This window comes from Janthinobacterium sp. BHSEK (assembly GCF_056174685.1).
This window is the reverse complement of the sequence record NZ_JBWBYV010000010.1, coordinates 146,950-169,522: the sequence shown is the minus strand read 5'-3', so window position 1 is coordinate 169,522 and position 22,573 is coordinate 146,950. Positions and strand designations below refer to the sequence as shown.

20 protein-coding genes are annotated in these 22,573 nt (G+C 67.0%); 12 read left to right on the top strand and 8 right to left on the bottom strand.

Annotated elements, in window-relative coordinates; all coding sequences use genetic code 11:
• The 3 genes from AC0V2Y_RS04590 to AC0V2Y_RS04580 all read right to left on the bottom strand — a co-directional run.
• Positions 1-1,168 (bottom strand): ABC transporter substrate-binding protein (locus tag AC0V2Y_RS04590; protein ID WP_475418322.1); only part of this gene is annotated, 1,168 nt, incomplete at its 3' end.
• A gap of 195 nt (positions 1,169-1,363) precedes the next feature.
• Entirely contained in the window at positions 1,364-1,597 is a 234-nt protein-coding gene (locus AC0V2Y_RS04585; RefSeq protein WP_475413934.1) for a hypothetical protein, read from the bottom strand.
• Positions 1,598-1,670: 73 nt separating this feature from the next.
• Positions 1,671-3,119, bottom strand: coding sequence for a M20/M25/M40 family metallo-hydrolase (locus AC0V2Y_RS04580; protein WP_475413935.1), 1,449 nt, complete (start codon positions 3,117-3,119; stop codon positions 1,671-1,673).
• Positions 3,120-3,292: 173 nt separating this feature from the next.
• On the opposite strand from AC0V2Y_RS04580, the gene AC0V2Y_RS04575 reads away from it, so the two are divergent.
• The 3 genes from AC0V2Y_RS04575 to AC0V2Y_RS04565 all read left to right on the top strand — a co-directional run bounded on the left by AC0V2Y_RS04575 (position 3,293) and on the right by AC0V2Y_RS04565 (position 5,484).
• A complete protein-coding gene (locus AC0V2Y_RS04575; RefSeq protein ID WP_475413936.1) occupies positions 3,293-3,823 on the top strand; it encodes a GNAT family N-acetyltransferase in 531 nt (176 codons plus the stop codon).
• A gap of 168 nt (positions 3,824-3,991) precedes the next feature.
• Positions 3,992-4,384, top strand: coding sequence for a glycine zipper 2TM domain-containing protein (locus AC0V2Y_RS04570; protein WP_475413937.1), 393 nt, complete (start codon positions 3,992-3,994; stop codon positions 4,382-4,384).
• 149 nt (positions 4,385-4,533) lie between these two features.
• On the top strand, positions 4,534-5,484 hold the full coding sequence (locus AC0V2Y_RS04565) for a PP2C family protein-serine/threonine phosphatase (RefSeq protein ID WP_475413938.1): 951 nt from the start codon (positions 4,534-4,536) through the stop codon (positions 5,482-5,484).
• Here AC0V2Y_RS04565 and AC0V2Y_RS04560 read toward each other — a convergent pair.
• Positions 5,465-5,884, bottom strand: a complete 420-nt coding sequence (locus tag AC0V2Y_RS04560; protein WP_475413939.1) for a DUF2177 family protein — start codon at positions 5,882-5,884, stop codon at positions 5,465-5,467. The two genes, AC0V2Y_RS04565 and AC0V2Y_RS04560, sit on opposite strands and share 20 nt — an antisense overlap.
• Before the next feature lie 148 nt (positions 5,885-6,032).
• Here AC0V2Y_RS04560 and AC0V2Y_RS04555 point away from each other — a divergent pair, with 148 nt between their 5' ends.
• The 6 genes from AC0V2Y_RS04555 to AC0V2Y_RS04530 all read left to right on the top strand — a co-directional run bounded on the left by AC0V2Y_RS04555 (position 6,033) and on the right by AC0V2Y_RS04530 (position 13,901).
• The gene (locus AC0V2Y_RS04555; RefSeq protein WP_475413940.1) at positions 6,033-6,884 is read left to right on the top strand and encodes a class I SAM-dependent methyltransferase; all 852 of its coding nucleotides are present in this window, start codon (positions 6,033-6,035) and stop codon (positions 6,882-6,884) included.
• A 226-nt stretch (positions 6,885-7,110) separates the two neighbouring features.
• Positions 7,111-8,709, top strand: coding sequence for an FHA domain-containing protein (locus AC0V2Y_RS04550; RefSeq protein WP_475413941.1), 1,599 nt, complete (start codon positions 7,111-7,113; stop codon positions 8,707-8,709).
• Positions 8,710-9,108: 399 nt separating this feature from the next.
• Entirely contained in the window at positions 9,109-9,702 is a 594-nt protein-coding gene (locus AC0V2Y_RS04545; RefSeq protein WP_475413942.1) for a metal-dependent hydrolase, read from the top strand.
• A gap of 115 nt (positions 9,703-9,817) precedes the next feature.
• A complete protein-coding gene (locus AC0V2Y_RS04540) occupies positions 9,818-10,336 on the top strand; it encodes a sigma-70 family RNA polymerase sigma factor (protein WP_475413943.1) in 519 nt (172 codons plus the stop codon).
• Positions 10,336-11,304: a FecR domain-containing protein gene (locus AC0V2Y_RS04535; protein ID WP_475413944.1), complete on the top strand. Its 969-nt coding sequence runs from the start codon at positions 10,336-10,338 to the stop codon at positions 11,302-11,304. The genes AC0V2Y_RS04540 and AC0V2Y_RS04535 overlap by 1 nt, the downstream gene beginning before the upstream one ends.
• A gap of 113 nt (positions 11,305-11,417) precedes the next feature.
• Positions 11,418-13,901: a TonB-dependent siderophore receptor gene (locus AC0V2Y_RS04530; RefSeq protein ID WP_475413945.1), complete on the top strand. Its 2,484-nt coding sequence runs from the start codon at positions 11,418-11,420 to the stop codon at positions 13,899-13,901.
• 7 nt (positions 13,902-13,908) lie between these two features.
• On the opposite strand, the gene AC0V2Y_RS04525 is transcribed toward AC0V2Y_RS04530, so the two are convergent.
• The 4 genes from AC0V2Y_RS04525 to AC0V2Y_RS04510 form a co-directional block, all read right to left on the bottom strand.
• On the bottom strand, positions 13,909-14,796 hold the full coding sequence (locus tag AC0V2Y_RS04525) for a pirin family protein (protein ID WP_475413946.1): 888 nt from the start codon (positions 14,794-14,796) through the stop codon (positions 13,909-13,911).
• Positions 14,793-15,191, bottom strand: a complete 399-nt coding sequence (locus AC0V2Y_RS04520; RefSeq protein WP_475413947.1) for an OsmC family protein — start codon at positions 15,189-15,191, stop codon at positions 14,793-14,795. Before AC0V2Y_RS04520 ends, AC0V2Y_RS04525 begins: the two co-directional genes overlap by 4 nt.
• 78 nt (positions 15,192-15,269) lie before the next feature.
• Positions 15,270-17,582, bottom strand: a complete 2,313-nt coding sequence (locus AC0V2Y_RS04515) for an SUMF1/EgtB/PvdO family nonheme iron enzyme (RefSeq protein ID WP_475413948.1) — start codon at positions 17,580-17,582, stop codon at positions 15,270-15,272.
• 19 nt (positions 17,583-17,601) lie between these two features.
• Positions 17,602-19,935, bottom strand: a complete 2,334-nt coding sequence (locus tag AC0V2Y_RS04510; protein ID WP_475413949.1) for a coiled-coil domain-containing protein — start codon at positions 19,933-19,935, stop codon at positions 17,602-17,604.
• Positions 19,936-20,245: 310 nt separating this feature from the next.
• Between AC0V2Y_RS04510 and AC0V2Y_RS04505 the strand changes: the two genes are divergently transcribed.
• From AC0V2Y_RS04505 to AC0V2Y_RS04495, 3 genes are all read left to right on the top strand, one after another.
• A complete protein-coding gene (locus AC0V2Y_RS04505) occupies positions 20,246-20,494 on the top strand; it encodes a hypothetical protein (RefSeq protein WP_475413950.1) in 249 nt (82 codons plus the stop codon).
• Between the two features lie 198 nt (positions 20,495-20,692).
• Entirely contained in the window at positions 20,693-21,391 is a 699-nt protein-coding gene (locus AC0V2Y_RS04500; protein ID WP_475413951.1) for a YXWGXW repeat-containing protein, read from the top strand.
• A gap of 115 nt (positions 21,392-21,506) precedes the next feature.
• Positions 21,507-22,535: a transporter gene (locus AC0V2Y_RS04495; protein ID WP_475413952.1), complete on the top strand. Its 1,029-nt coding sequence runs from the start codon at positions 21,507-21,509 to the stop codon at positions 22,533-22,535.
• Positions 22,536-22,573: the final 38 nt, after the last annotated feature.

The following is a 22,573-nucleotide window of genomic DNA, read 5'->3' as shown; positions in this document are numbered from 1 at the left end:
GGCCCAGCTTTTCCAGCTGGCCGGCCAGCTGGCTGGCGGGCCGCGCCAGACTGCGCGCCGCCGCCAGGTCGAGCACCCAGGGCTTGCCGCCGCTGTCGCGCAGGCGGCCGTCCGGCGCGGCGCGGTAGCCCAGCTCCGCCAGCATGCGGCGCGCGGCAGAAATATCGTAGGCATATGCGGCGAACGGCGCGCCGCTCTGCCAGATGCTGCCGCGCGCGAAGCGTCCCGCGGACACCTCGCCCTGCCCGTTCTCGACGACGCGCAGCAATTCCTGCCGGTCGATGCCGCGGGCGATGGCCTGGCGCAGGCGCTTGTCGTCAAACGGCGGGCGCGCATGATTGAAGCGCAGCCGCACGGGATGGCCGGAGGGTGCGCTGACCACGGTGGCGAAACGGGCCACCTCGGCCACCAGCGGCGCCGGCAGGCTGCGGATCATATCCACCTGGCCCCGTTTCAACGCCCCCACGGCAAGCGAAGGCTGCATGCGCAGGAACAGTACGCTACGCACCCTGGGCGGGCCCAGGTAGTATTCTTCGTTCGCGGTAAACAAATAGCGGCCCGCCGCCTTGTCGTACGCGCCCAGGCGGTAGGGGCCGCTGCCCACGATGTCGGCCGGTTTCACCTGCTGGGGGGCGCCCAGGCGCGCATACACATGCTGCGGCAGGATGAACACCGAACCGGCCAGCTGCGCCACGAAAGGCGCATACACGCGCTTCAGGCGCACGCGCACGCGCCCTTTTCCCAGATCGTCCACGCCGTCGACGGCGCTCAAATCGAACAGCGGATGCGGGTGCTGGCGCAGATAGGCAAAGGTAAACACCACGTCCGCCGCCGTGACGGGCAGGCCGTCATGCCAGCGCGCATCGGGCCGCAAGGTGAATTCGATGGTGCGATGGTCGGCGCTTTCCCGCCACGCGCTGGCCAGGCCCGGCACCAGCTTGCCGCTGGCATCGCGCCACACGAGGGTGTCGAAAATCAGGCTGGTCAGCGTATAGCCCATGCCGCCGCTGGCATGGGTGTAGGGCGTGGGCAAGCCAAAGTCGCCCTGCTCATCGGCAATGGTACAGCGCTCGATGCGCGGCGCCGAAGGCGGCCGCTGGGCGCTGGCGCCGGCACACGCCAGCGCGCCGGCAAGGAGAAGGGGGAAAAGCAAGCGAAGACGGGGCACCAGCGTTCCTGACAATCAGAAGAGAAGCCAACCCTGGCCGCCATGGGCCGGGGGCATGTGCTGCACAAGATTCCCATATGAATGAGAATTATTTACAGCTGCATATCTTATGATTGCCGCCCTGCCCAGGCAAATCGTCTTTCCGGAGGGCTGGTATCGGAAAAACCGAGGGGTGGCGTGGCCGCCAGTCCGGTCTCAGGCGCCGGAGCGGTGCAGGCGCCATAGCCGGTGCCCGCCGAACGCCAGGCATTCCAGGTCACCCGCCACGCGCAGATGCTCCAGCGCCGCCGCGACGACGTCCTGTGGACACTGCCCGGCCAGCCACCACTGCGCCACGCCCTCAAGCGTGTCGGTGCCGTGGGGATGCCGGGCCAGGTAAGTGCGGATCAGCTGGATGGCGATGTCGATGTCGGTGGAAAAGGAAGTCATGGCATACGGTAGAGAGGTATCGTCAAAAACACGCGGACCGCGCCGACAAGGCCGCGGCCCGCGATCAGCAGCCTTACTCGCCCTGCTCCGGCGCGCGCCCGATCTCGCCGTCGAGATTGGCCAGGAACCAGGCCAGCGACGCCATCAGCGCCACGTTGCGCTTGAGGTGATCCGGGTCGACCTTGTCCAGGGTATCGGCCGGCGTGTGGTGGTAGTGGAAGTAGCTGTGGCTGTCGACCAGCGGCTCGAAGCTGGGCACGCCGCCCGTTTCCAGGCGGTGCAAGTCGCCCGTGCCCAGCGCGTCGCGGCGCGTAAACGCGTGCGCGCCCATCGGCTGCAAGGCGGCCAGCAACGGCGCAAACAGTTTTTCCGCCTTCGCTCCCACGCTGGCCTTGATGCCGAACGGGCGGCCGGCGCCGCTGTCCATCTCGATGGCCGCGTATTGTTTACCGAGCGCCTGCTTGTGGGCCTCGAAATAGGCCTGGCCGCCGCGCCCGCCGTTTTCCTCGTTCATCCAGGCGATCACGCGGATGGTGCGGCGCGGGCGGTAGTCGAGCTTTTTCAGGGTTTCCACCACGCCCATCGCCGCCACCACGCCGGCGCCGTCGTCGTGCGCACCGGTCGCCAGGTCCCAGGAATCGAGATGGCCCGAGACCACCACCACTTCGCCGGCCTTGTCCGTGCCCGGCCAGTCGGCGATGACGTTGTAGCTGTCCGCCTCGGGCAGGTTTTGCGGCGTCAGGGTCAGGTGCATTTTCAGCGGGCCGCGCGCGGCCAGGCGGCCGATCAGCAAGGCGTCTTCCACCGTGACGGCGGCGGCCGGAATGCGTTTATTCTCATCGAGGCCGGTGGCGCCCGCATGCGGGATGCGGAAGTTCGCGCCGCCCACCGAGCGCACCAGCGCGGCGGCCGCGCCCAGGTCGGCCGCCGCCTTCGGTCCGAGGAAGCGCGCGCGCGAACCCTCGCCATACGTGACGCCCGCCAGGCCCCGCTCGGCCATCTCCTGGTCGAACGGCGTGTCGATCAGCACGATGGCGCCCTTCACTTCCGGCGCGCGCGCCTTGAGTTCTTCCAGGCTCCTGACGATGATCACGGGCGCCGTCAGGCCGGCGGCCGCAGTGGCGCCGGAGCCGCCCAGGGCCGTGAGCACCACGCGCTGCGACACGCCCTGCGGACGGCCAGCGTAATCGACGATTTCCGCCGTTTCCACGCCGCGCACCCAGTGCGGCACTTTCACGGGCTGCAGGGTGACGGTGGCGCCCAGCTGGCGCATGGTGTCGGCCACCTGCCGCACGGCGGCCGCCGCGCCGGCGGAACCGGACAGGCGCGGGCCGATCAGGTCCGTCATGTCGGCCAGGCGGGCGTAGGCCCAGTCGCTGTGCAGCGCCGTGTCGCGCACCTGCGCCAGCGCTTGCGGCGTATTGCCCGGCGCGGCGGCAAAGGCGCCGGCGCTGGCGACGCAGCCCAGGGCGATGGATAAAACGCAACGGCGCAACGGCGCGCCAGTCAGGATGGTAGGCATGTGTTCAGTTCCAGTCAACGAGGTCGTAGCGGGTACGCCTTGGCCAAGGGGCAAGGCGCGGCGTTCTACGATAGCGTATTTATTCTGTCATTGCAGCAACTTTTGCGGGAGCGATTGCTTCTTTCCCCCGGAGTCGATTACCATCAGGATCGTGATCGCTACCGGATACCGCCATGCTCAAGGGAACACTCTGTACCGTCCGGCATTTGCAGGCCGCCGACCTGAATACCTATATTTCCCTCGTCAACGACCTGCCTTCGCGCGGCGAGTTTTTCTCGATGCAGTTCAAGTCGCCCGAGGCCATGCGGCGCGACTTCCTGCAATCGGGCTTCGTCACCGAGGACAGCGAATTGTTCCTCATCGAGGACAGGGCCCAGCACATCATCGGCACGATCACGCACTTCAAGAGCCGCACGCCCGCCTCGCGCGAGATCGGCTACCGCCTGTTCGACCGGCAGCGGGATGGGCGCGGCTACGTCAGCGAAGCGACGCGCCTGGTGGTCGACTACCTGTTCAATGCCTATCCCTACCACCGGCTGGAGCTGCTGATGGATCCGCTGAACATCGGCTCCGAGCGCATCGCGCAAAAGAACGGCTTTACCCAGGAAGGCTTGATGCGCCAGGCCTTCTTTATCAACGGCGTGATGCGCGATGTCAAAATGTACAGCCTGCTGCGGCCCGAATGGCAGGCGCGCCTGCGCTGACTTGTTACCGCCGGGGCGGGATTGTAATAAGTTGTATTAGACGTGGAACAAGCTTGCGGCAGCAGATATAGTCCAGTCCATGCAGATCATTGTGATCTCGCCGGAATGGAAGGAAATGCCATGTTGAACAAGAAACTCCTGGGTGCGGTAATGGTTGCGGCAGTGGCTGTGTCTTCGGCCGCAGTCGCCGGTGACCGCGACTTCAATACCGTTGCAGGCGCCGTTGTCGGGGCGGCCATTGGCAACAGCACCGGCGGGCGCAATGGCGCGATCGTCGGTGGCGTGCTGGGCGCCGCCGTCGGCAACAGCATCAGCACGAATGACCGCTATTACGACCGTGGCGGCTATCGCGGCGGCTACCGCGAAACCTATTATGCGCCTGCGCCGCAACCGGTGTACTACGCCCCTGCCCCGCAGCCCGTGTATTACGCGCCGCCTCCGCGCTACTATGGCCCGCCGGCGGTCGTCTACGTGCAACCGGGCCGCGGCTACTACCGCGGCCATGGCCGCCACGACTACTATGACCGTGGTCACGGCCACGGCTGGGGCCATCGCCGTTAAGCATCGCCCTGCCCCTGCACCATGCAAAACCTGCGCCAGCCTGCTGCCGCAGGTTTTTTTGCAAGATAGGCAAGGTATCGCCACTGCACATTATCGGCTAAGCTGTGTCCTATGATCAACATTCCTGGCCGCCTGGACCGCACCAACCGATGCATTTAATCAAAGACGCACTCGACTTCGGCCCCTGGCTCGACGCCGCCGCCGGCACCAGCGTGGGTGCCGGCCTCCTGCCACGCCGCGAGAACCAGGACAACTTCCTGCTGATCGATGCCAGCGGCCACGCCGTCTGCCTGTCGCGCCAGGCGCCGTTCCACTGCCAGGTGCCGGGCTGGCCGCGCGGCCACGTGCGCGCCGCCGTGCTCGACGGCATGGGCGGCCACGGCCTTGGGCGTGAAGCGGCGGAAGCGGCAGTGCAAGGCTTGCTGGCCGTACCTGCCTGCCTCGACACGGCCAGCCTGGCAGCCAAACTCGACGAGTTGCACACGCGCTTGCAGGACACCTTCGCCAGGACGGCGCCCGCCCAGGCGCGCCCGCCCGGCACCACCCTGACCTTGCTGGAAGTGCCGCCCGGCGAAGCGCCGCTGCTGTACCACGTGGGCGATTCGCGCCTGTATGAAATTGCCGACGGGAAGGCCAGCATCCTCACCGTCGACCACGTGCCGGCCACCGTGTACGCCATGCGCGGCGCGCTCGACGAGACGCGCTGGCGCGCCGCCGTGCACGGCGAGCACCATCCGCAAATCTCGCAGGCCTTTATTTTAGGCAACGCCATCAGCGACAGCCTGCAGCTCGACAAGCCGCTGCGCGGCCTCGATGCGGCCGCCTTGCCGCCCTTCCTGGCCCACCTGGGCGACCGCCGCGTGCTGCGCGTGCGCCCCGGCGCCCACTATCTGCTGGCCAGCGACGGTTTCTGGGCCTGCGACGATCCGCTGGCCCTCACGGCCCGCTGGCCCGCCTTGTGTGCCGGCAAGACCGCGGCACAGGCCGTCCGCGCCCTGTTCGACGACTTTCTCTCCCACCCGCCAAAAGGCTTGCATAGCGACAACATTACCGTGGTGGCGTTGCGCTTCGATGCGGAGTTCACCGCCGCAGCCGGCTAGCGGCCAGGTAGCCGGCCGTGGCCGACACGGCCGACAAGGCGGCGCCCCAGGCCATGTCGATCGCCGTCAAGGCCAGCGGCCAGCCGCGCAAGGTCGCATAGTTACTCAAATCATAGGTGCCGTAGGCCAGCAGTCCCAGCAGCGCGCCCAGCGCCGCCGCCGTGCGCCCGCGGCGCGCGCGCAATCCCGGCAGGATGGCAAAGACCAGCAGCCCCGCCACGTACAGCAGGTAAAACAGCACGGCCGGCGCCCAGCGGGGCGTGTCCGCCAATAGCGGGCCCAGCGCCGCGGCGTACACGGGGCGCATCAGCACGGCCAGCCACAGGGCGTCGATGGCCAGAAATACGCACAAGGCGGCGCCATAGGCAATGGCAAGCTGGAACGGGCGTTGGACAGGCATGGTCGTCTTTCGGCGTCAGGCAGTTGGGGAACAGTTGCGCCAGCATAATGCAAAACGTCGCCACGCTCACGACGGCCCGCATGAAAGGAACCACCGCCGCGGCGCGCGGTCTGACGAAAGGACCTCGCCAACGTCACAGGAGCATGCCATGAGCAACACCATCGCTACACCGCAGGCCGGCACCGCCGGCGCGCCCGACTATGCCGCCATCAAGCAGCGCCAGCAAGCAGGCTGGGCCAGCGGCGACTTCGCCGTCATCGGCGTGACCCTGCAGCCGGTCGGCGAGTCGCTGGCCGAGGCCGCCGACATCCGCGCCAACGAAGACGTCATCGACATCGCCGCCGGCAACGGCAACGCCACCTTGGCGGCGGCGCGCCGCTTTGCCCGGGTCGTGTCCACCGATTATGTGCCGGCGCTGCTGGACAAGGGCCGCGCGCGCGCCGGGGCGGAAGGGCTGGCCGTGACCTTCCGCGTGGCCGATGCCGAAGCCCTGCCCTTCGCCGATGCCAGCTTCGACGCGGCCCTGTCGACCTTTGGCGTCATGTTCACGCCCGACCACCGGCGCGCGGCCAGCGAAATGCTGCGCGTGCTGCGTCCCGGCGGACGCATCGGCATGGCCAACTGGACCCCGGACGGCTTTATCGGCCAACTCTTCAAGACCATCGGCAAATATGTGCCGCCCCCGGCGGGCGTCGTGTCGCCGGCCCGCTGGGGCGAGGAAGCGTATGTGCGCGACCTGTTCGGCCAGGCGGCAGAGCAGGTGCACAGCCAGCGCAAGGTCTTCAATTTCCGTTATGCCTCCGCTCACCACTGGGTGCAGGTCTTCCGCGATTATTACGGCCCCGTCCACAAGGCCTTTGCCACGCTGGACGCGGGTGGCGCCGAGGCGCTGGAGCAGGATCTGTTCGCCCTGCTCGAACGGCTGAATACGGCGGGCGCCCACTCGCTGGTGGTGCCGGGCGAGTATCTGGAAGTCATCGTCAGCAAACGGCGCAGCTGAACGCAGCGGGACTGGCGATATCAAAATAACATATCCGAAAAGACATAAAATGTGTTTTTGAGCAATAGTTTCCATGGCGTGCATGACAAGGTGTGACCAGGGACATGAATTTGGGCAAAAAGAGCGCATTCGGCGCCGCGAAAGTTGCCAAGCAGCGGCAAAAGCGCGTAAGCTCTCATGTATAACAGAGGGCAAAATGTCCCCGCTCGATTCGAGTCAGAATGTCATGAAAAAATGCAGCAACCCGGAGCACCCGCACTGTACGTTCTGGGTCTTGCCTGGGGAAACAGTCTGCGCGGGCAACCATCCGCAAGCGACGACTGCTCCCAGCAGCTACGACCTGTTGACCGCACTGCGCAGCGCCCGTTCCGAGCCATCGGCAACGGCGCTTCCGCACGCCCGTGCGCATGATGCTGCGATGCGCGACGCGGTGATACGCGATGCCGCTCAAGCGGTGAGCAGCCCTGTGCCAGCCCCGGCCGGCCTGGCGGCATTTCCCCCAGTGCCAGTTGCACAGCCGGCCACTGCGCCGGCCTACCAGCCGATACAGGCCCACCTGCACATCAGCGGCTTCGATCCCCGCGCGGCAGGCGGACGGCAAACCCTGAAAATGGAGTTGCGCGGCATGAGCGCCACCTGCGCGCCGCAGCTGACCTTGCGCCTGCGCTCGGACCTGATCCCGCGCGGCTTTGTCCAGCATGATTTCGTGCGCGCCACGCGCGGCGACTGGCGTCCCGTATTCGTCGAGTTTTCCTCGCGCAACAAGGAACACGGGCAATACCAGATCGAGGTGGAAGTGCACAGCCACGTCGATGGCGCCGTGGCGCAGAAATGGGTGTGCACCTTCGTCATCCTCGTGCCGCGCCGCGACGCCACCCTGACGGAAATCCACCAGATCTTCCTGAGCACGCACAAGAACGTGCGCGTGATGGCCGACGATGCCTCGATCGCCCGCGTGACGGGCGGCGACGGCTGCAACCTCGACGTCACCGCGCGCAATGCCGGCATCGCCCACGTGGATTTGTCAGCCCCGCAAGGCAAGATCGACATGGGTTTTACCACCATCGCCTGGGACGAGGAGCTGATCGAAGTCGACCTGCCCGCCGCCAGCCACTGCCATCCGCACCCGAGCCAGGCCGCTTGCCTCGTCAATGCGGCGCCGGAAGCGGGCGAGCAGCGCCAGATCCGCCTGTTCGCGCTGGAAGAATGCATGCTGGGGCGTTTCGAGCTGGTGGACCCGGAAGCCGATGTGCTGCTCAGCCATTTCAGCCCCGACGGCCAGGACAACAATGGCTTGACGCGCCGCCTGTCGGGCCGCCACGCCATCATCCGGCGCAGCCAGCAAGGCTTTGAAATCGAGGACGTGTCGCGCTACGGCATGCTGCTCGACGGCGTCTGGCCGGGCAAGCACAAACCCGTCGCCCTGCGCCTGGGCATGCGCATTGAATTGTCCGCCAGCATCAAGGGCATCGTCGTGCTCAGCGTCACGGCCATCCTCGCGCATGGCGTGATCCTGCACCGCATCGACCACGGCGCCCGCGCCGAGTGTTTTTACCTGCTGCTGCCCGACACCGAACCCACGCCGGCCAGCCACCTGGCCACGCCGCAGGCCAGCTGCCTTCCCGTGCTGTTCCACCGCAACGGCGGTTTCTGGCACCTGGACGCGGCCAGCGGCAAGGAAACCGCGCTGGCCCCCGCCACCGCCCTCGACAAGCTGAGCGGCTTTGCGCGGCACAACCGCTTCGCCAGCGAACCGTATCCGGAATGCTGGATCATCCGCACCGAAGGCGCGGCCCTTTGCGATAGCACCATGCAAACTGCGTAGTAACACTGTTGTAAATCTGCAGTTATCCGCAAGGCTTTAGCGTGGTATCAGTACGAGAAAAATCATCGACAACCCCAGAATAAACACCGCTTCCAGCGTAAACACGATGGCGGGAATCTGCAATTCGCGCGGGATTTTCATGGCGAGACCTCTTCAAAACGTGGTACTGCTTTCAGCATAGCGCGCCCTGCGCCAAATACATTATCAGCTGCACAACACACTTGGCCGGCCGGCATCAGGCGCCGAGTCCGCCATCACGTCCATTCCGACACACAATTTAACACTTTAATAGCAGATATTGCGCAAATAGCCCCCAGCGATGCCCTTGCGTACTGTATATTCATCCAGTTAATATTTCCCGTACTTCACAAAGCGCCCGCACGGCGTTTTACATTTCCTATGGCTTCCAACAAAGCGCACCATGCGACCGGTTGGGCTGCCGGCGTGATCGCCGCGGCCCTGGTCGCGCACGCTGGCGCCGGCGGCCCCTATCAAGTGCTGAGCATGCTCGCCTTTGTCATGGGGGCGCTGGGCGGCACGGCGCCGGACTGGCTGGAAGTGGCCTGGTGGGCGCGCACGCACCGGCTGTGGATCACGCACCGCACGTGGACCCACTGGGGCCTGGCGTGGATCGCCCTGCTCGTCTACACATATCTGCAATTGCCGCACCACCTGTGGGCGCCGCCCCTGTTCGGCTTTGCCGCGGGCGGCATCATGCATCTGCTGGCCGACTGGCCCAATCCGCTGGGCGTGCCGTGGATTTTCCGCCGCCACTCGCTGCGCTGGTGGAAAAGCGGGCGTCACGACATCATCGTCATCATCGCCGCCTGGCTGGCCGCCACCGTCGTGGCCGACCACGTGTTTTTCGACGGCATCCACTGGCAGCGCAGCGTGCTGGCGTTCGAGGGCCTGCTGCACTGGTCCGCCACGGCCCTGCAGCAAGCCTGGGCGGATCTGCAACAGTGGCAGGAGCGCTGGCGCCTTGGTGGCTGACGCCGATTGACGCCGCCCGCATGGCAATGTGATAATGAGTATCATTCTCAAACAGCCCAGCCAGCCGGCACCCCGCGTTCCGTCAGCCCAGCCCATCCCTTGCCTGGAGAACGCAGTGAGTACCGTCCGTCCCACCCATGCCAGCCACCTGAACACTCTGTACAGCGAACACCACGGCTGGCTGTATGGCTGGCTGCGCGGCAAGCTGGGCAACCGCGCCGAGGCGGCCGACCTGGCGCAGGACACTTTTTTACGCCTGCTGGGCAAGCGCGAGGTGACACCGCTGGCGCCCCTGCGCGAGCCGCGCGGCTACCTGGCGACCATCGCGCGCGGCTTGCTGATCGACCGCTACCGGCGCCAGGCGCTGGAACAGGCCTACCTGGAAGCGCTGGTCCAACAAGCCGAGCCGATATCGATGTGCGCCGAAACGCATGCCATCATCATCGAAACCCTGCTCGCCATCGACCGCCTGCTCGACCGCCTGGGCGCGCGCACGCGGGCCATCTTCCTGCTGGCGCAAATCGAAGAACTGAGCTATGTGGACATCAGCCGGCGCCTGGGCGTGTCCCTGCCCACCGTGAAAAAGCACCTGGTGCGCGCCTACACGGAATGCCTGATGCTGGCGGCCGGCTGATGTTTTCCCCTTTCCCCCCGCAGTCGGCCCCAATCGCCCGCAAGGTGCTGGCCGCCGCCGCCCACTGGCATGTGGAACTCCAGTGCGGCAGCGCCGACCCGGCCGCCCTGCGGGCATGGCGCGACGCCAGCGCCGAGCATGAACGGGCCTGGGAACTGCTGCAGCGCATGGACGGCCAGCTGGCCACGATACCGCCGGCGCTGGCAATTCCCGCCCTGCAGGCGGCGCAGCAGCGCCGGCGCAGCGCCGCGAAAGTGCTGGCCATGCTGCTGGCGGCCGGCGGCGGCATCGTGCTGGGCCAGGCGGGCCTGCAGTCCGCCCCCTGGCAAGCGTGGACGGCGTCCTTGCGCACGGCGCCGGGCCAGCGCCGCCACGTGGCGCTGGCCGATGGCGGGCATATGGAAATGAACACGGACAGCGCCGTCGACGTCGACTACAGCGCCGCGCGCCGCCGCATCCGCCTGCACCATGGCGAAATCATGATCACGACGGCGCCCGATGCGCGCCCCTTCCTCGTCGACACGCCGCACGGCGTGATCCGCGCGCTGGGCACGCGCTTCGGCGTGCGCTGCGATGCGGACGGCAGCGTCGTCAGCGTCTTCGAGCATGCCGTGGAAGTACGCTGCGCGGCGCGCCCGGACGCCGTGCGCCGCCTGGAAGCGGGCCAGCAGCTGCGCTTTGGCGACACTGGCCCGGATGATGCGCAGGCCACGCAAGCGCACCAGGACAGCTGGCTGCGCGGCATGCTGGTGGCCGCCGACTGGCCCCTGCAACGGCTGGTCACGGAACTGGCGCGCTACCGGCGCGGGCGCCTGGCCTGCGACGCCGGCGTGGCGCGGCGCCCCGTCACGGGCACCTACCGGCTCGACGATATCGACGCCGTGCTGGAAAGCCTGTGCGCCTCGCACGGGCTGCAAGTGACCTACTTCACGCGCTACTGGGCCACGGTATCGGCCCGGTCAACGTAATTATTTTCAGTTTTTTTGCCTCAGGGGTTGGTGTTTCGGCGCGCTGCTTCGGCTTGACAGGTAAGTAGCCGATTCATCCACCATTGACCATACCCTGAGCAGAAAGACCGAGCATGCAGCCGACCATCCCCGTCCTCCATCCCGCCGCGCGCGCCATCCGCCTGGCCGTCCTCGCCATGGCGTGCGCCGCCCCCGCCGCCTTCACCGCCGCGCCCGCGCTGGCGCAAGGCCAGGCCGCCGCGGCAAGCGCTGCGCCGCAAGCCTACGCCATCGCGGCCGGCCCGCTGGCCACCGCCCTGAACGACTTCGCCGTCGCCGCCGGCGTCAGCCTGTCGACCGATCCCGCGCAGACGCGCGGCTTGCGCTCGCCCGGCGTGCGCGGCAGCCACAATGTGGCGCAGGGCTTTGTCCAGGTGCTGGCCGGCAGCGGCCTGGAAGCGGTGCAGCTGCCGAACGGCGCCTACGTGCTGCGCCAGGCGGCACCCTCCTCCGCGCCGGCGGCCGGCACGGAAAAGACCATGGCCCCCGTGGTGGTGAACGCCAGCATGGAGCGCGACCCCGTCAGTGAACACAGCAACTCGTATGCGGCGCGCGCCGTCACGGTCGGCAAGGGCGTGCAGACCCTGCGCGAGATTCCGCTATCGGTCAGCGTCGTCACGCGGCAGAAGATGGATGACCAGAACCTCAACACCATCGACGCCGTGCTGGCCAATACCACCGGCATCACCATGTACGACAGCCCCATGGGGGGGCGCTATGTGTATTCGCGCGGCTTCATGGTCGACACTTACCAGTTCGATGGCGTCAACCGCGCCATGTACTACCCGCAGGCGAACAGCTTCACCAGCAATACGGCCATGCTCGATCGCGTGGAGATCGTGCGCGGCGCCACGGGCCTGCTGCAGGGCACGGGCTCGCCCGGCGCCGCCATCAACATGGTGCGCAAGCGCCCGCTGGCGGAAAAGCAGGTGCAGCTGGCGCTCGGCGCGGGCCGCTGGAACGACGTGCGCGGCGAAGTCGACGTCACCGGCCCCTTGAACGAATCGGGCAGCATCCGCGGCCGCGCCGTGGCCGCGATTGAGCAGCGCGATTATTTCTATGACGTGGCCGACAGCCGCACGGACGTGCTGTACGGCGTGCTGGAATTCGACCTGGCGCCGGGCAGCAAGCTGACGACGGGCGCCAGCTACGAGAAGCTGCACTCGACGCCCTTCTTTTCCGGCATGCCCCGCTACCTCGATGGCAGCGACCCGAAACTGCCCCGCGAGACCTTCCTCGGCGCCGACTGGAACCGCTGGGCTAGCCGCCAGACGGCCGTCTTCGCCGAATTCGAGCACCGCTTCGACGCCGACTGGTCGCTGAAAGCCAGCGCCAACTACACGCGCGAGCGGCATGACGTGAAATACATGTTCAGCCAGGGGGCGATCAATCCCGCCACCCTGGCCGGCATGATGATGTACGGCGGCGTGTTCGACTACGGCAGCACCAACAAGGGTATCGACCTGTCGCTCGACGGCAAATTCAACGCCTTTGGCCGCCGCCACGGCTTCAGCGCCGGCATCAGCACCAACCGCCTGGAAAGCGACAGCGATTTCAGCCTGGCGCTGCTGCAGCAAGCAAACAATCCGCTGCAGCCGAATCACGGCGTGGCCGAGCCGAGCGACGCCTGGTTCCGCGAACACAGCTACCGGGGCGATCCCAGCGTAACAAAAATGACGCAGACGGGCGCCTACGGCGTGGCCCGCTTCAGCGTCAGCGATCCGCTCACCGTGGTGGCGGGCGCCCGCGTGTCGAACTACAAATGGAGCAGCGTGTACCGCGACACGGGCGAGGTGTACATCGATCCCTACCGCGAAAACGGCGTCGTCACGCCATATGGCGGCGTGATCTACGCATTCGACAAGCGCTGGTCCGGCTACGCCAGCGTCTCCGACATCTTCCAGCCGCAAAACCAGCGCACGGCCGAAGGCGCCCTGCTCGATCCGCTCAAGGGGCGCAACCTGGAAGTGGGCGTCAAGGGTGAACTGTTCGACGGCAAGGTGAACACCTCGCTGGCGCTGTTCCGCATCGAGCAGCGCAACCGCGCCGAGCTCGACCTGGCCAATACCTGCTCGTCCGGCACGGAGTGCTATTTCTCGACGGGCAAGGTGCGCAGCGAAGGCGTCGATGCGGAAATCAGCGGCGAAGCGGCGCCGGGCTGGCAGCTGTTCGCCGGCTACACGCTGAACAATTTCAAATACCTGGAGCAGACGTCGAACGCGGGCGTGATGTTCGCCAGCACCTACTCGCCGCGCCACATGCTGCGCGCGTGGAGCGACTACCGCCTGCCCGGCGCCTTGCAGCAGTGGAGCGTGGGCGGCGGCGTGAACTTCCAGACGGAGAGCTCGCGCATCACGCGCGACGTGAGCGTGGCGCAGGGCGCGTATGCCTTGTGGAGCGCGCGCGCCGCCTGGCAGATCGACCGCAACTGGACGGCGTCGCTGTCCGTGACGAACTTGCTCGACAAACGCTACTACCAGACGGTGGGCGCGCCGGCCTGGGGCAATTTCTACGGCGAGCCGCGCAAGGCGCAACTGACCTTGCGCGCGCGTTTCTAAGCGGGACTCAGGTCGCCGGGCGCAGGGGCGCCTTCGGCAGCGGGATGAATTCCGTCTCGCCCGGCACCTGCCCCATGCGCTGGGCGCTCCAGTCGTCGGCCGCCTGCGACAGGCGCTCCTTGCTCGACGAGACGAAATTCCAGAACAGGTAGCGGTGGCCGTCCAGCGGCTCGCCGCCGATGACGACGAACTGCACCGGGCCGCCGCCTGCCGATACCACGGGCACGGCACCTGCCTCCAGCAAGGCCATGGTGTGCGGCAGCAGCGCCACGCCGTCGAGCAGCACCTCCCCGCTGACCGGATAGATCGCCGCTTCCGGCGGCAATCCTTCCAGCCGCAGCTCGCGCCCCGCCTGCAGCGCCACGTCCAGGTACAGCGTCTGCATGTAGGTGCGCACGGGCGAGGTCTGGCCGAAGGCCGTGCCGATCAGGACTTTCACGACGGCGCCATCGAGCGTCACGACGGGAATGTCGGCCTGCGGCGTGTGCGTGAAACTCGGCGCATCCTCTTCGTGCGCCTTCGGCAGCGCGGCCCACAGCTGCAAGCCGTGCGTGCGGTGCGGCTGGCCGGCCAGATCCTGCGGCGTGCGTTCCGAATGCACGATGCCGCGCCCGGCCGTCATCCAGTTGATGGCGCCCGGTTCGATGCGCTGGCAGGAACCGATGCTGTCGCGGTGGTCGATCGCGCCCTCGAACAGATAGGTAACGGTGGCCAGGCCGATATGCGGATGGGGGCGCACGTCGTGGTTGGCGTCGGGCGCCACGTCGATGGGGCCGAAATGGTCGAAGAAGATGAAGGGACCGACGGCCTGTTTCTGGCTTGACGGCAGCAGGCGCCGCACGACGAAGCCGCCGCCCAGGTCCTTTTCGTGGCTTTTCAGGATGGCCGCGCTCATGCCAGCACCGTCGTGATTTCCGTGGTGACGGCCGTCATCAGCTTGTGGATCGGGCATTTGCCGGCCACGGCCAGCAATTCCTGGCGCTGCGCATCCGTCAGCTCGCCCGTCAGGTGCAGGGTGGCGGCCAGGCGGTACACGCCCTTGCGCTCCTCGCTGGCATCGCGCTCGGTCGACACTTCCACGTGCTCCAGCGGGATGCCCTTGTGTTTGGCGTACCAGACGACGGTGAGCGCCTTGCAGGCCGACAGGGCCGCGTCGTACAGGTCGTGCGGCGACGGGCCGGCGTCGTCGCCGCCCTCCTCCACCGAGGCGTCGGCGGAAATGATGTGATCGCGCACGTGCACGATGTGGCGCATGGCTTGCGACTGGTCGCGGATGGCTTTGATGGTCATGGCGTTCCTTGATGCGTTTGGAAAGCCACAATTTACACCGTTTGCCCGCTTGGCGCAGCCCGCTCCCTGCCAACTTGCCTAATCGAGCGTGCGCGCCACCCGGAATCCCACGATGTCATTCGACAGCACGGTGGAAAAGCCGTTGCGCAGGGCCGAGCGCAGGTAGCGCGGGTGGTACAGCCAGGAGCCGCCGCGCAGGATGCGCCGGCTGCTGTCGCTGCCCTCTTCCCATGCGCTGCCATCGACGGGCGCGCCCTCGTAATTGTCGTGCACCACGTCCTGCACCCATTCCCACACATTGCCATGCATGTCGAACAGGCCCCAGGAATTCGGCGCGAACGTGCCCAGCGGGCTGGTGCCGCCCCGGTACACGCCGCGCGGGCCGCCGTTGTACACATACAGGCCGTCATAGTTGGCTTGCTCGGTGCTGATCGTGTCGCCCACATTGAACGCCGTGCGCGTGCCGGCGCGGCACGCGTATTCCCATTCCGCTTCGCTGGGCAGGCGGTACTTGCGCCCGGTACGTTCACTGAGCCAGGCCAGGTACAGTTGCGCGTCATTCCAGCTCACGCCCACCACCGGGTGCTGGTCGTTCTGCACGAAGCCGGGATTGTCCCAGTCCGTCTCGGAACCGCCCGCCCAGCCGGTCGCCTTGACGAAGGCGCGCCATTCGCCCACGCTGACAGGGTGGCGCGCCAGCGCGAACGGGCGCTCGATGCCGACCCAGTGCTGCGGCCTCTCGCGCTCGAGCCAGGCCTGTTGCGAGCCGGCCTGGATGGCGGCCTTGTGCTCCGTCTCGTGCGCGCCCATCTGGAAGCGGCCGCTGGGAATGAGCACCAGTTCCGGCCCCTGTCCCGCGCCATCGAGAAAATCGTCGCGCAAGACGCCTTCCGCATTGGCCACCGGTTGCGCATGTTCGGGTTCCGATTCCGATTCCGGCGCCGGCGCGGGGACAGCGGCGGCGGCGGCGCGGCTGGCCTCTTCGCGGCGCGCCCGTTCCTGCTCGGCGCGGTAGGCCGCCTCCGCCTTGGCGACGATGGCCTTGCGCTGCAATTCCTGGTGTTCCTGCAGGGCGGTGGCGGCATCGGCTTCGCGGCGCGCGCGCAGCTGGCCGCGCAGCGCCTCCTTGCGCAGCTTGCGCGCCTCTTCCGCTTCGAAATGGCGCTGCGCCTCCTGCTCGCGGCGCAGTTTGTCCAGTCGCTGCTTTTCCAGCGCGGCGGCCTGGATTTCTGCCTTGCGGCGCTGGTCCAGTTCTTCCTGGCGTATCCGGGCCTGCTTGATCTCTTCCTCGCGGGCCTGTTCGGCGGCCAGCGCCGCCTCCTTTTTCTGCTGCGCCGCGCGCGCCTGCTGCTGGCGCGCCTGCTCCGCCAGTTCTTCGGGCGACGGCCCAGCCGCGCGTTCCAGGTTTTCCAGCAAGGCTTGCACGGATTGCGGACGCAGTTCCGGCGTCAGCGAAAATCCGTTCTGCAGCACTTGCCATTGTTGCGCGTTGAGCGCTTGCGGCGTTGATGGCAGATGGCTGGCGCTGCGCGTGTCGTCGAACGGCATGCGCCCTTCGAGCATCTGATAGATCATCACGGCCACCGCATACACGTCCAGGCGCGGGCTGGGCTGGCGCTGGTTGGCGCCGGCCTCGGGCGCCCGGTAGCCGTGCGTGCCCGCGTTCGGCATGTCCAGCGCCAGGCTGCTGTCCGCATTGCGCACGCGCGTAGCGATGCCGTAATCGAGCAGCTTGACGTCGCCCTTCGCCGTCAGGAAGACGTTGCCCGGCTTGAGATCGCGGTGCACCAGCTTGTGCTTTTCCCACGCATACGACAGGGCCTCGGCCACCGGCTGCAGCAGTTGCTGCACGGTGGACAGGGGCAGCGCGCCCTCGCGCGCCAGATAGTGCTCGAGGTCTTCGCCATCGAGGCATTCCATGATGATGAAATAGCTGGCCGTGGCCGGGTCCTGCGCCCACTCGTAGACGCGCACGATGTTTTCATGCGCGAGCTTGCGCGCCTGGGTCGCTTCCTCGATCAGCAGCTTGGCATGCGTGGCGCTTTGCGTCAGCTGCGGCGGCAAGATCTTCAGCGCCACCATTTCGCTGCTGCCCAGCTCCGCGTGCGTGGCCAGGTCGGTGGCTTGCCACACCTGCCCCATGCCGCCCGTGCCGATCAGCCGTTCGAGCCGGTAGCGGCGGTTTTGCGGACCGATTTCCTGGCCCGTCATGAAGCCCAGCTCCGTGCCCTGGCGCACGGGCAGCGGCGCGGCCACGGGAGCGGTGCCGGGCGGCGCGTACTCGGCGTCGAGGATGGCGTTCTTGCGGCGTTCAAATTCCTGCTCGCTGAGCAGCCCGTCGTCGTGGAGGGCGCGCAGTTCCCGCAGTTTGTCTCGTGCTTTTTGCATCATCTGGGGTGAAACGCTTCCATCAAGGCTGCAGGGCGACGCCGCAGGCGGCGCAGAATTTATCTTCGGGATGGCCCGCGCGCTGCGCATGGCCGTTCTTGCAGCGGGCCGGCGCCGATGCTGGCGCGGCGCAGGCCGAGGCCGCACCCGGCTGCAGCGCCTGCGCCACGGCCACGCCCAGCTGCGCCTGTGCCGACAGGCCGTGCGCATGCGCCGCATTCTGCAGGTTGATCAGGTCCAGCTGCTGGCGCCGTTCGCGCTCCGCCTGGCCTTCCAGGTAGCTGCGTTCCTGCGCCACGCTGTCCTGCGCCATGCGCAGCGCGTCCAGCGGCGCGACGCTGTTTTCGGCCGCCGCCAGCGCCGCCAGCGCGTGGATCTGCTCGGCGCTCATGCCCGCCTGCAGCTGCACCTTGAGCACTTGCGCCAGCGCGGCCGCATTCTGCCCGGCGGCCATGGCCACCTTGCCCGTGTCGCTCAGGGAGCCGATTTTCTCGATGCGGTCGATGTCGATGCGCGCCAGTTCGGCCGCATGCGCCTGCTGCGCCAGCAGGGCTTCATATTCTCCCTTCCAGCGCGCGTAATCGCTTTCGCGCTGCTGCGCCATGGCCAGCAAGTCGCGCTGCCATTGCGCTTCCTGTTCCAGCTGGCGCAGCTGCTGGCGCTGTTCCTCGATGGCCAGCGCGTCGAGCTGCGCCAGCTGCGTTTGCTGCTGCAGCTGGCGCGCGTGCACGCCGTCGGCCTCGATGGTACGCAGCAGCTTTTCCTGCTGCGCGATGGCGTCCTCGCGCGCGCCGCCGCGCCGCAGCGCTGCCACCTTTTCCGCGATTTCCGCCGCCTGCACCTGGGCCGCCTCGTCCTTGTGCGCCTCGGCGCGCAGCAGTTCGCGCTGACGCGCCAGCTGCATCTGGTCTTCCCACTCCTGCACCCGCTCGGCCTCGCGCTTGCGCGCCGCGTTGGCCAGCATCAGGCCCTGCCAGGCCGCCTGGTGCTGCTCCGCCTCCAGCTGCGCCTCGCGCTGGGCCGCATCCGCCTCCGCCTGGCGCAGGCGCGCCAGCTGGGTGCGGCGGCCCGTCTCGTCGTCGATCAGCAGCGCGCTTTCAATCTGCTGCGCGATCGACTGCAAGTGGACTTGATGCGTAAAGCGCTGCTGCGCCAGCTGGATCTGCTCGCGCCCGTGCAGCTGCGACAATTCCAGCTCGCTGCGCATCTTGATGGCGGCCAGCGCCCGCACGTGTTCCCAGTTGGCCGCTTCATCGGCCCGTTGCGCGCCCTTCTGCGCCAGTTCCTGTTCCAGCTCGCCCAGCGCCAGCGCGGCGCCGTGATCGAGCGCCTGGCGCCGCGACTTCGCTTCCAGGATGCGGCCATACAGGTCGATCTGGCGTCCGCGCAGCGCTTGCAGGCGCTCCGCCTCCTGGTGGCCCAGCTCCGCCTTTTCCAGCGTCGCGTCCTGCCGCAGTTCGGCGCGGCGGTGCGCATGGCGCGCCGCCAGTTCCTCGCGGCGGATGCGCTGCCATTCTTCCTCGTCATACAGCTGGTCGAGCTGCTTCATGCGCTCAAGGCTGTGCTGCTCCAGTTCCTGCGCCGGCAAGCCGCCCAGCCACAGGGTGCCAATGCTGGCGCCGGCGTCTCCATCGCGCCTGTCGTGCCGCAAGCTGAGCGTTTCCACGCGCGCCACGGCCAGGCCGGACGGCGCCAGGCGCTGCGTCAGGGCCGATTGCAGGCGTTCGTTCAGTTCGGGCCGCAGGTCGGCATTCGCGTCCATCTCGCGCAGCGCGCGGCTGCCGATGAATTCCAGCGCAATCTGGCGCACGGACGGCAGCAGCAAGGCATGCAGGTGGGCGCGCGTGACAGCGCCCGGCGCGCGCATGAACTGGCGCGCGAACGCATCGGGCTGGCCCAGCGCGATGTCCACGCGCAGCGAGGCGGCGATGTTCAGCAGTTCCGTGCTGGCCAGGCCGGGCAGGTCGAATTCCAGGCTAACGGCGTCGGCGCGCGCGATCAGCACCTCGGCCGGACGCGCCGGCAGCAGCGCGGGCAGGCGCGCAAAGAAGGCGGCGCTGTCGTAGTCGCCGACCGGTATCAAGGTGAAAGCGTCCGATTGCACGATCCAGGCGCGCGACTCGGCCGGCACCTGCAGGCGCCGCGCCGCGCTGCCGAACAGCGAGGACAGCTCGCGCACGCCGAAGAACAGGGCCAGTTGCCCATCAGCAAGATGCCATTGATTGGCATGCAGCACCGCGTCGCTGTTGGGAGCGCCCAGCGACAAGCCGCATTGCGCGCAATAGCCGGCGGCAGCGCCGTTCTTGTGCTCGCAGCGCGGGCAGCGGGCGCCGCCAAAACCAAACAATTGGAACATGTGTGACTCCTGATGAGAATGATTGCGTGCGCTGGCTGCCGTAGCGATTCTAGCAGGAGCGCCGGCGGCGCACGCTACACCGCGCAGTATCGAATAATGCCATGTGGCAATTGCATTCATATGCCCGGATACAGGGCTATTTAGCCCTCAATTCCAGCCGTCGGCTGGTCGGCCGCCCCCGTCGGCATTTCAGCGCCGTTTTTTTGCAGGCCATCCCGCCAAAACCACGGCTGGTCGCATGCGCATGGCGGGCGGGCGCGCGCTTGGCTACAGTGCAGACATACCCACCCGCCACCCGAAAGGAACGATCATGAACACGCAAAAAAACGCCCTGAAAAACATGGAAGCCATCTTTACCGTCGCCGTCGCCATCGCCTGCGGCGCCAGCTACGTCAGCTTCATGCAGCCATCGGCAGCCAGGAGCGCCGACGTGGCGCAGACGAACGCCATCCCCGTCGTGGTGGTCAGCGCCAAGCGCCTGACGGAGCAGGAAAAGAAGATCTCGCTGATCGAGGAACGCCAAGCCTTGCTGGGCAACGCCACCGCCAGCACCCTGTGAGCCACGCATGATGACTCCACGCCGCCTGGCGCCAGTTTGAACACGACCGCGCCAGGCCGCCATTTGCATCTCATTGTATCCGCCACGGATACACGGACACACAGCATTGTGTCAATTGTAATAAGTTGAATCAAAGGCGAAAAACCGCCAGCAAGCGCCTATAGTCCATTTCACGCAATCACCGAAATGGAGCACACCATGAAACCCATCACACTCTACGCAGCAGCCATGCTTGCCATCAGCGCCGCGGCTTTTTTGCCCGCGCAGGCCATGGCACAGAATCAGCTCGGCGTCAGCATTGTCGTCGGCAACGCCCCGCCTCCGCCACGGTTTGAAAGCGTGCCGGCGCCGCGCGCCGGCTATGTCTGGGCGCCCGGCTACTGGAACTGGGATGGCCAGCGCCATGTCTGGAACAATGGCGAATGGCTGCGCGAACGGGGCGGCAACCAGTACCGCCGCGCCGCCTGGATACAGGAGAACAACCGCTGGCGCCTGGACCGTGGCGGCTGGGTCGCCGCGCAGGTGCAGCCCGTGCGCTATGACGAAATCCGCATCGCCCCGCCGCCGCCGCGCCGCGAAGCCATCCCGCGCGCGCGCCACGGCTACATCTGGGCGCCCGGCCACTGGGAATGGCGCAGCCAGCGCTACGCCTGGACGCCGGGCGTGTGGATCGCCGAACGCCCCGGCTATGTGTATGCGCCGCCCGCCTGGAACCAGCGCGATGGCCGCTGGCAGATGGAGCAAGGCCGCTGGTCGCCACGGGGCCCGAACGGCGACCGCGACCGCGACGGCATCCCCAACCGCTATGACCGCGACAATGGCAACCGCCACGACCGCGATGGTGACGGCGTACCGAACCGCGACGACCGCCGTCCCGATAATCCGCGCCGCGATTAATACGCATCCGTAGTCCCGACAAGGCCACCCATCGCGGTGGCCTTGTCATTTTCCGGACACATCCGTGTATTAACATCGCGCGACGATCAATCACACTGCGCGAGAAAGATTCACGATGGCGATGGAAACTGCCGGTTTTACCTACGGCTCGGACACCTCGGGCCTGGTCTGGGGCTTCCTGTTTGGCCGCGCGGCGCAGCCGCTGGCGCTCGACTCGACGGCCGCATTGGCCTGGCTGGCCGATGGCGCGGCCCGCCCGGCGCAGGAATTCGTCTGGCTGCATTTTAATTTGTCGCATGCGGCCAGCGAAAAATGGCTGATGACGCACACGCAGCTGGCCGACGAATTCTATGAAACCCTGCACCAGGGTTCCCGTTCGACGCGCATCGAGCAGGCGGAAAATACCCTGATCGCCGTGGTCAACGATGTGGTGCACAATTTCTCGTTCGAAGCGTCCGACATTTCCACCATGTGGGCCAGCGTGGCGCAAAACCTCGTCATCACGGCGCGCCGCGCGCCGCTGCAGTCGATCGAGCGGCTGCGCCAGGCCGTCATCAAGAACCACGAACCGATCCGCTCGTCGGTGGAACTGCTGATCCACCTGCTGCGCGACCAGGCCGACGTGCTGGTCAACATCGTGCGCGACGCCGTGGCGCGGGTCGACGATATCGAGGATCACTTGCTGGCCGGGCGGCTGGTGCCGAAACGCGAAGACCTGGGCGCCATGCGGCGCGTGCTGGTGCGGCTGCAGCGGCTGCTGGCGCCGGAACCGGCCGCCCTGTTCCGCCTGCTGCAGCGTCCGCCCGCATGGGTATCGGAGCTGGACAGCCTGGAATTGCGCCAGTCGACGGAGGAATTTTCGGTGGTGCTCAGCGATATGTTCTCGCTACAGGAACGCATCAAACTGCTGCAGGAAGAGATTGCCGCCAGCGTCAACGAGGAAAACAGCCGCAGCCTGTTCGTGCTGACCATCGTCACCGTGCTGGCCTTGCCGATCAATATCATCGCCGGCATGCTGGGCATGAATGTGGGGGGAATTCCGCTGGCCCAGCACCCGCAGGGCTTCTGGATCATCGTCGCCATCATCGTCACGTTTACCGTGGTGGCGGGATGGCTGGTGGTGCGCGTGCAACGCAATAGTTGATTACTGGCAACACGACCTGGCAGGCGAACGGCAGGCGC

Excerpts from the sequence above, each read along its gene's own strand:
- AC0V2Y_RS04565 (WP_475413938.1), top strand. The coding sequence starts at position 4,534 with ATGCATTTAATCAAAGACGCACTCGACTTCGGCCCCTGGCTCGACGCC.
- AC0V2Y_RS04530 (WP_475413945.1), top strand. The coding sequence starts at position 11,418 with ATGCAGCCGACCATCCCCGTCCTCCATCCCGCCGCGCGCGCCATCCGC.
- AC0V2Y_RS04560 (WP_475413939.1), bottom strand. The coding sequence starts at position 5,884 with ATGCCTGTCCAACGCCCGTTCCAGCTTGCCATTGCCTATGGCGCCGCC.
- AC0V2Y_RS04535 (WP_475413944.1), top strand. The coding sequence starts at position 10,336 with ATGTTTTCCCCTTTCCCCCCGCAGTCGGCCCCAATCGCCCGCAAGGTG.
- AC0V2Y_RS04580 (WP_475413935.1), bottom strand. The coding sequence starts at position 3,119 with ATGCCTACCATCCTGACTGGCGCGCCGTTGCGCCGTTGCGTTTTATCC.
- AC0V2Y_RS04520 (WP_475413947.1), bottom strand. The coding sequence starts at position 15,191 with ATGACCATCAAAGCCATCCGCGACCAGTCGCAAGCCATGCGCCACATC.
- AC0V2Y_RS04545 (WP_475413942.1), top strand. The coding sequence starts at position 9,109 with ATGGCTTCCAACAAAGCGCACCATGCGACCGGTTGGGCTGCCGGCGTG.
- AC0V2Y_RS04500 (WP_475413951.1), top strand. The coding sequence starts at position 20,693 with ATGAAACCCATCACACTCTACGCAGCAGCCATGCTTGCCATCAGCGCC.
- AC0V2Y_RS04575 (WP_475413936.1), top strand. The coding sequence starts at position 3,293 with ATGCTCAAGGGAACACTCTGTACCGTCCGGCATTTGCAGGCCGCCGAC.
- AC0V2Y_RS04505 (WP_475413950.1), top strand. The coding sequence starts at position 20,246 with ATGAACACGCAAAAAAACGCCCTGAAAAACATGGAAGCCATCTTTACC.
- AC0V2Y_RS04495 (WP_475413952.1), top strand. The coding sequence starts at position 21,507 with ATGGCGATGGAAACTGCCGGTTTTACCTACGGCTCGGACACCTCGGGC.
- AC0V2Y_RS04550 (WP_475413941.1), top strand. The coding sequence starts at position 7,111 with ATGAAAAAATGCAGCAACCCGGAGCACCCGCACTGTACGTTCTGGGTC.
- AC0V2Y_RS04525 (WP_475413946.1), bottom strand. The coding sequence starts at position 14,796 with ATGAGCGCGGCCATCCTGAAAAGCCACGAAAAGGACCTGGGCGGCGGC.
- AC0V2Y_RS04510 (WP_475413949.1), bottom strand. The coding sequence starts at position 19,935 with ATGTTCCAATTGTTTGGTTTTGGCGGCGCCCGCTGCCCGCGCTGCGAG.
- AC0V2Y_RS04555 (WP_475413940.1), top strand. The coding sequence starts at position 6,033 with ATGAGCAACACCATCGCTACACCGCAGGCCGGCACCGCCGGCGCGCCC.
- AC0V2Y_RS04515 (WP_475413948.1), bottom strand. The coding sequence starts at position 17,582 with ATGATGCAAAAAGCACGAGACAAACTGCGGGAACTGCGCGCCCTCCAC.
- AC0V2Y_RS04585 (WP_475413934.1), bottom strand. The coding sequence starts at position 1,597 with ATGACTTCCTTTTCCACCGACATCGACATCGCCATCCAGCTGATCCGC.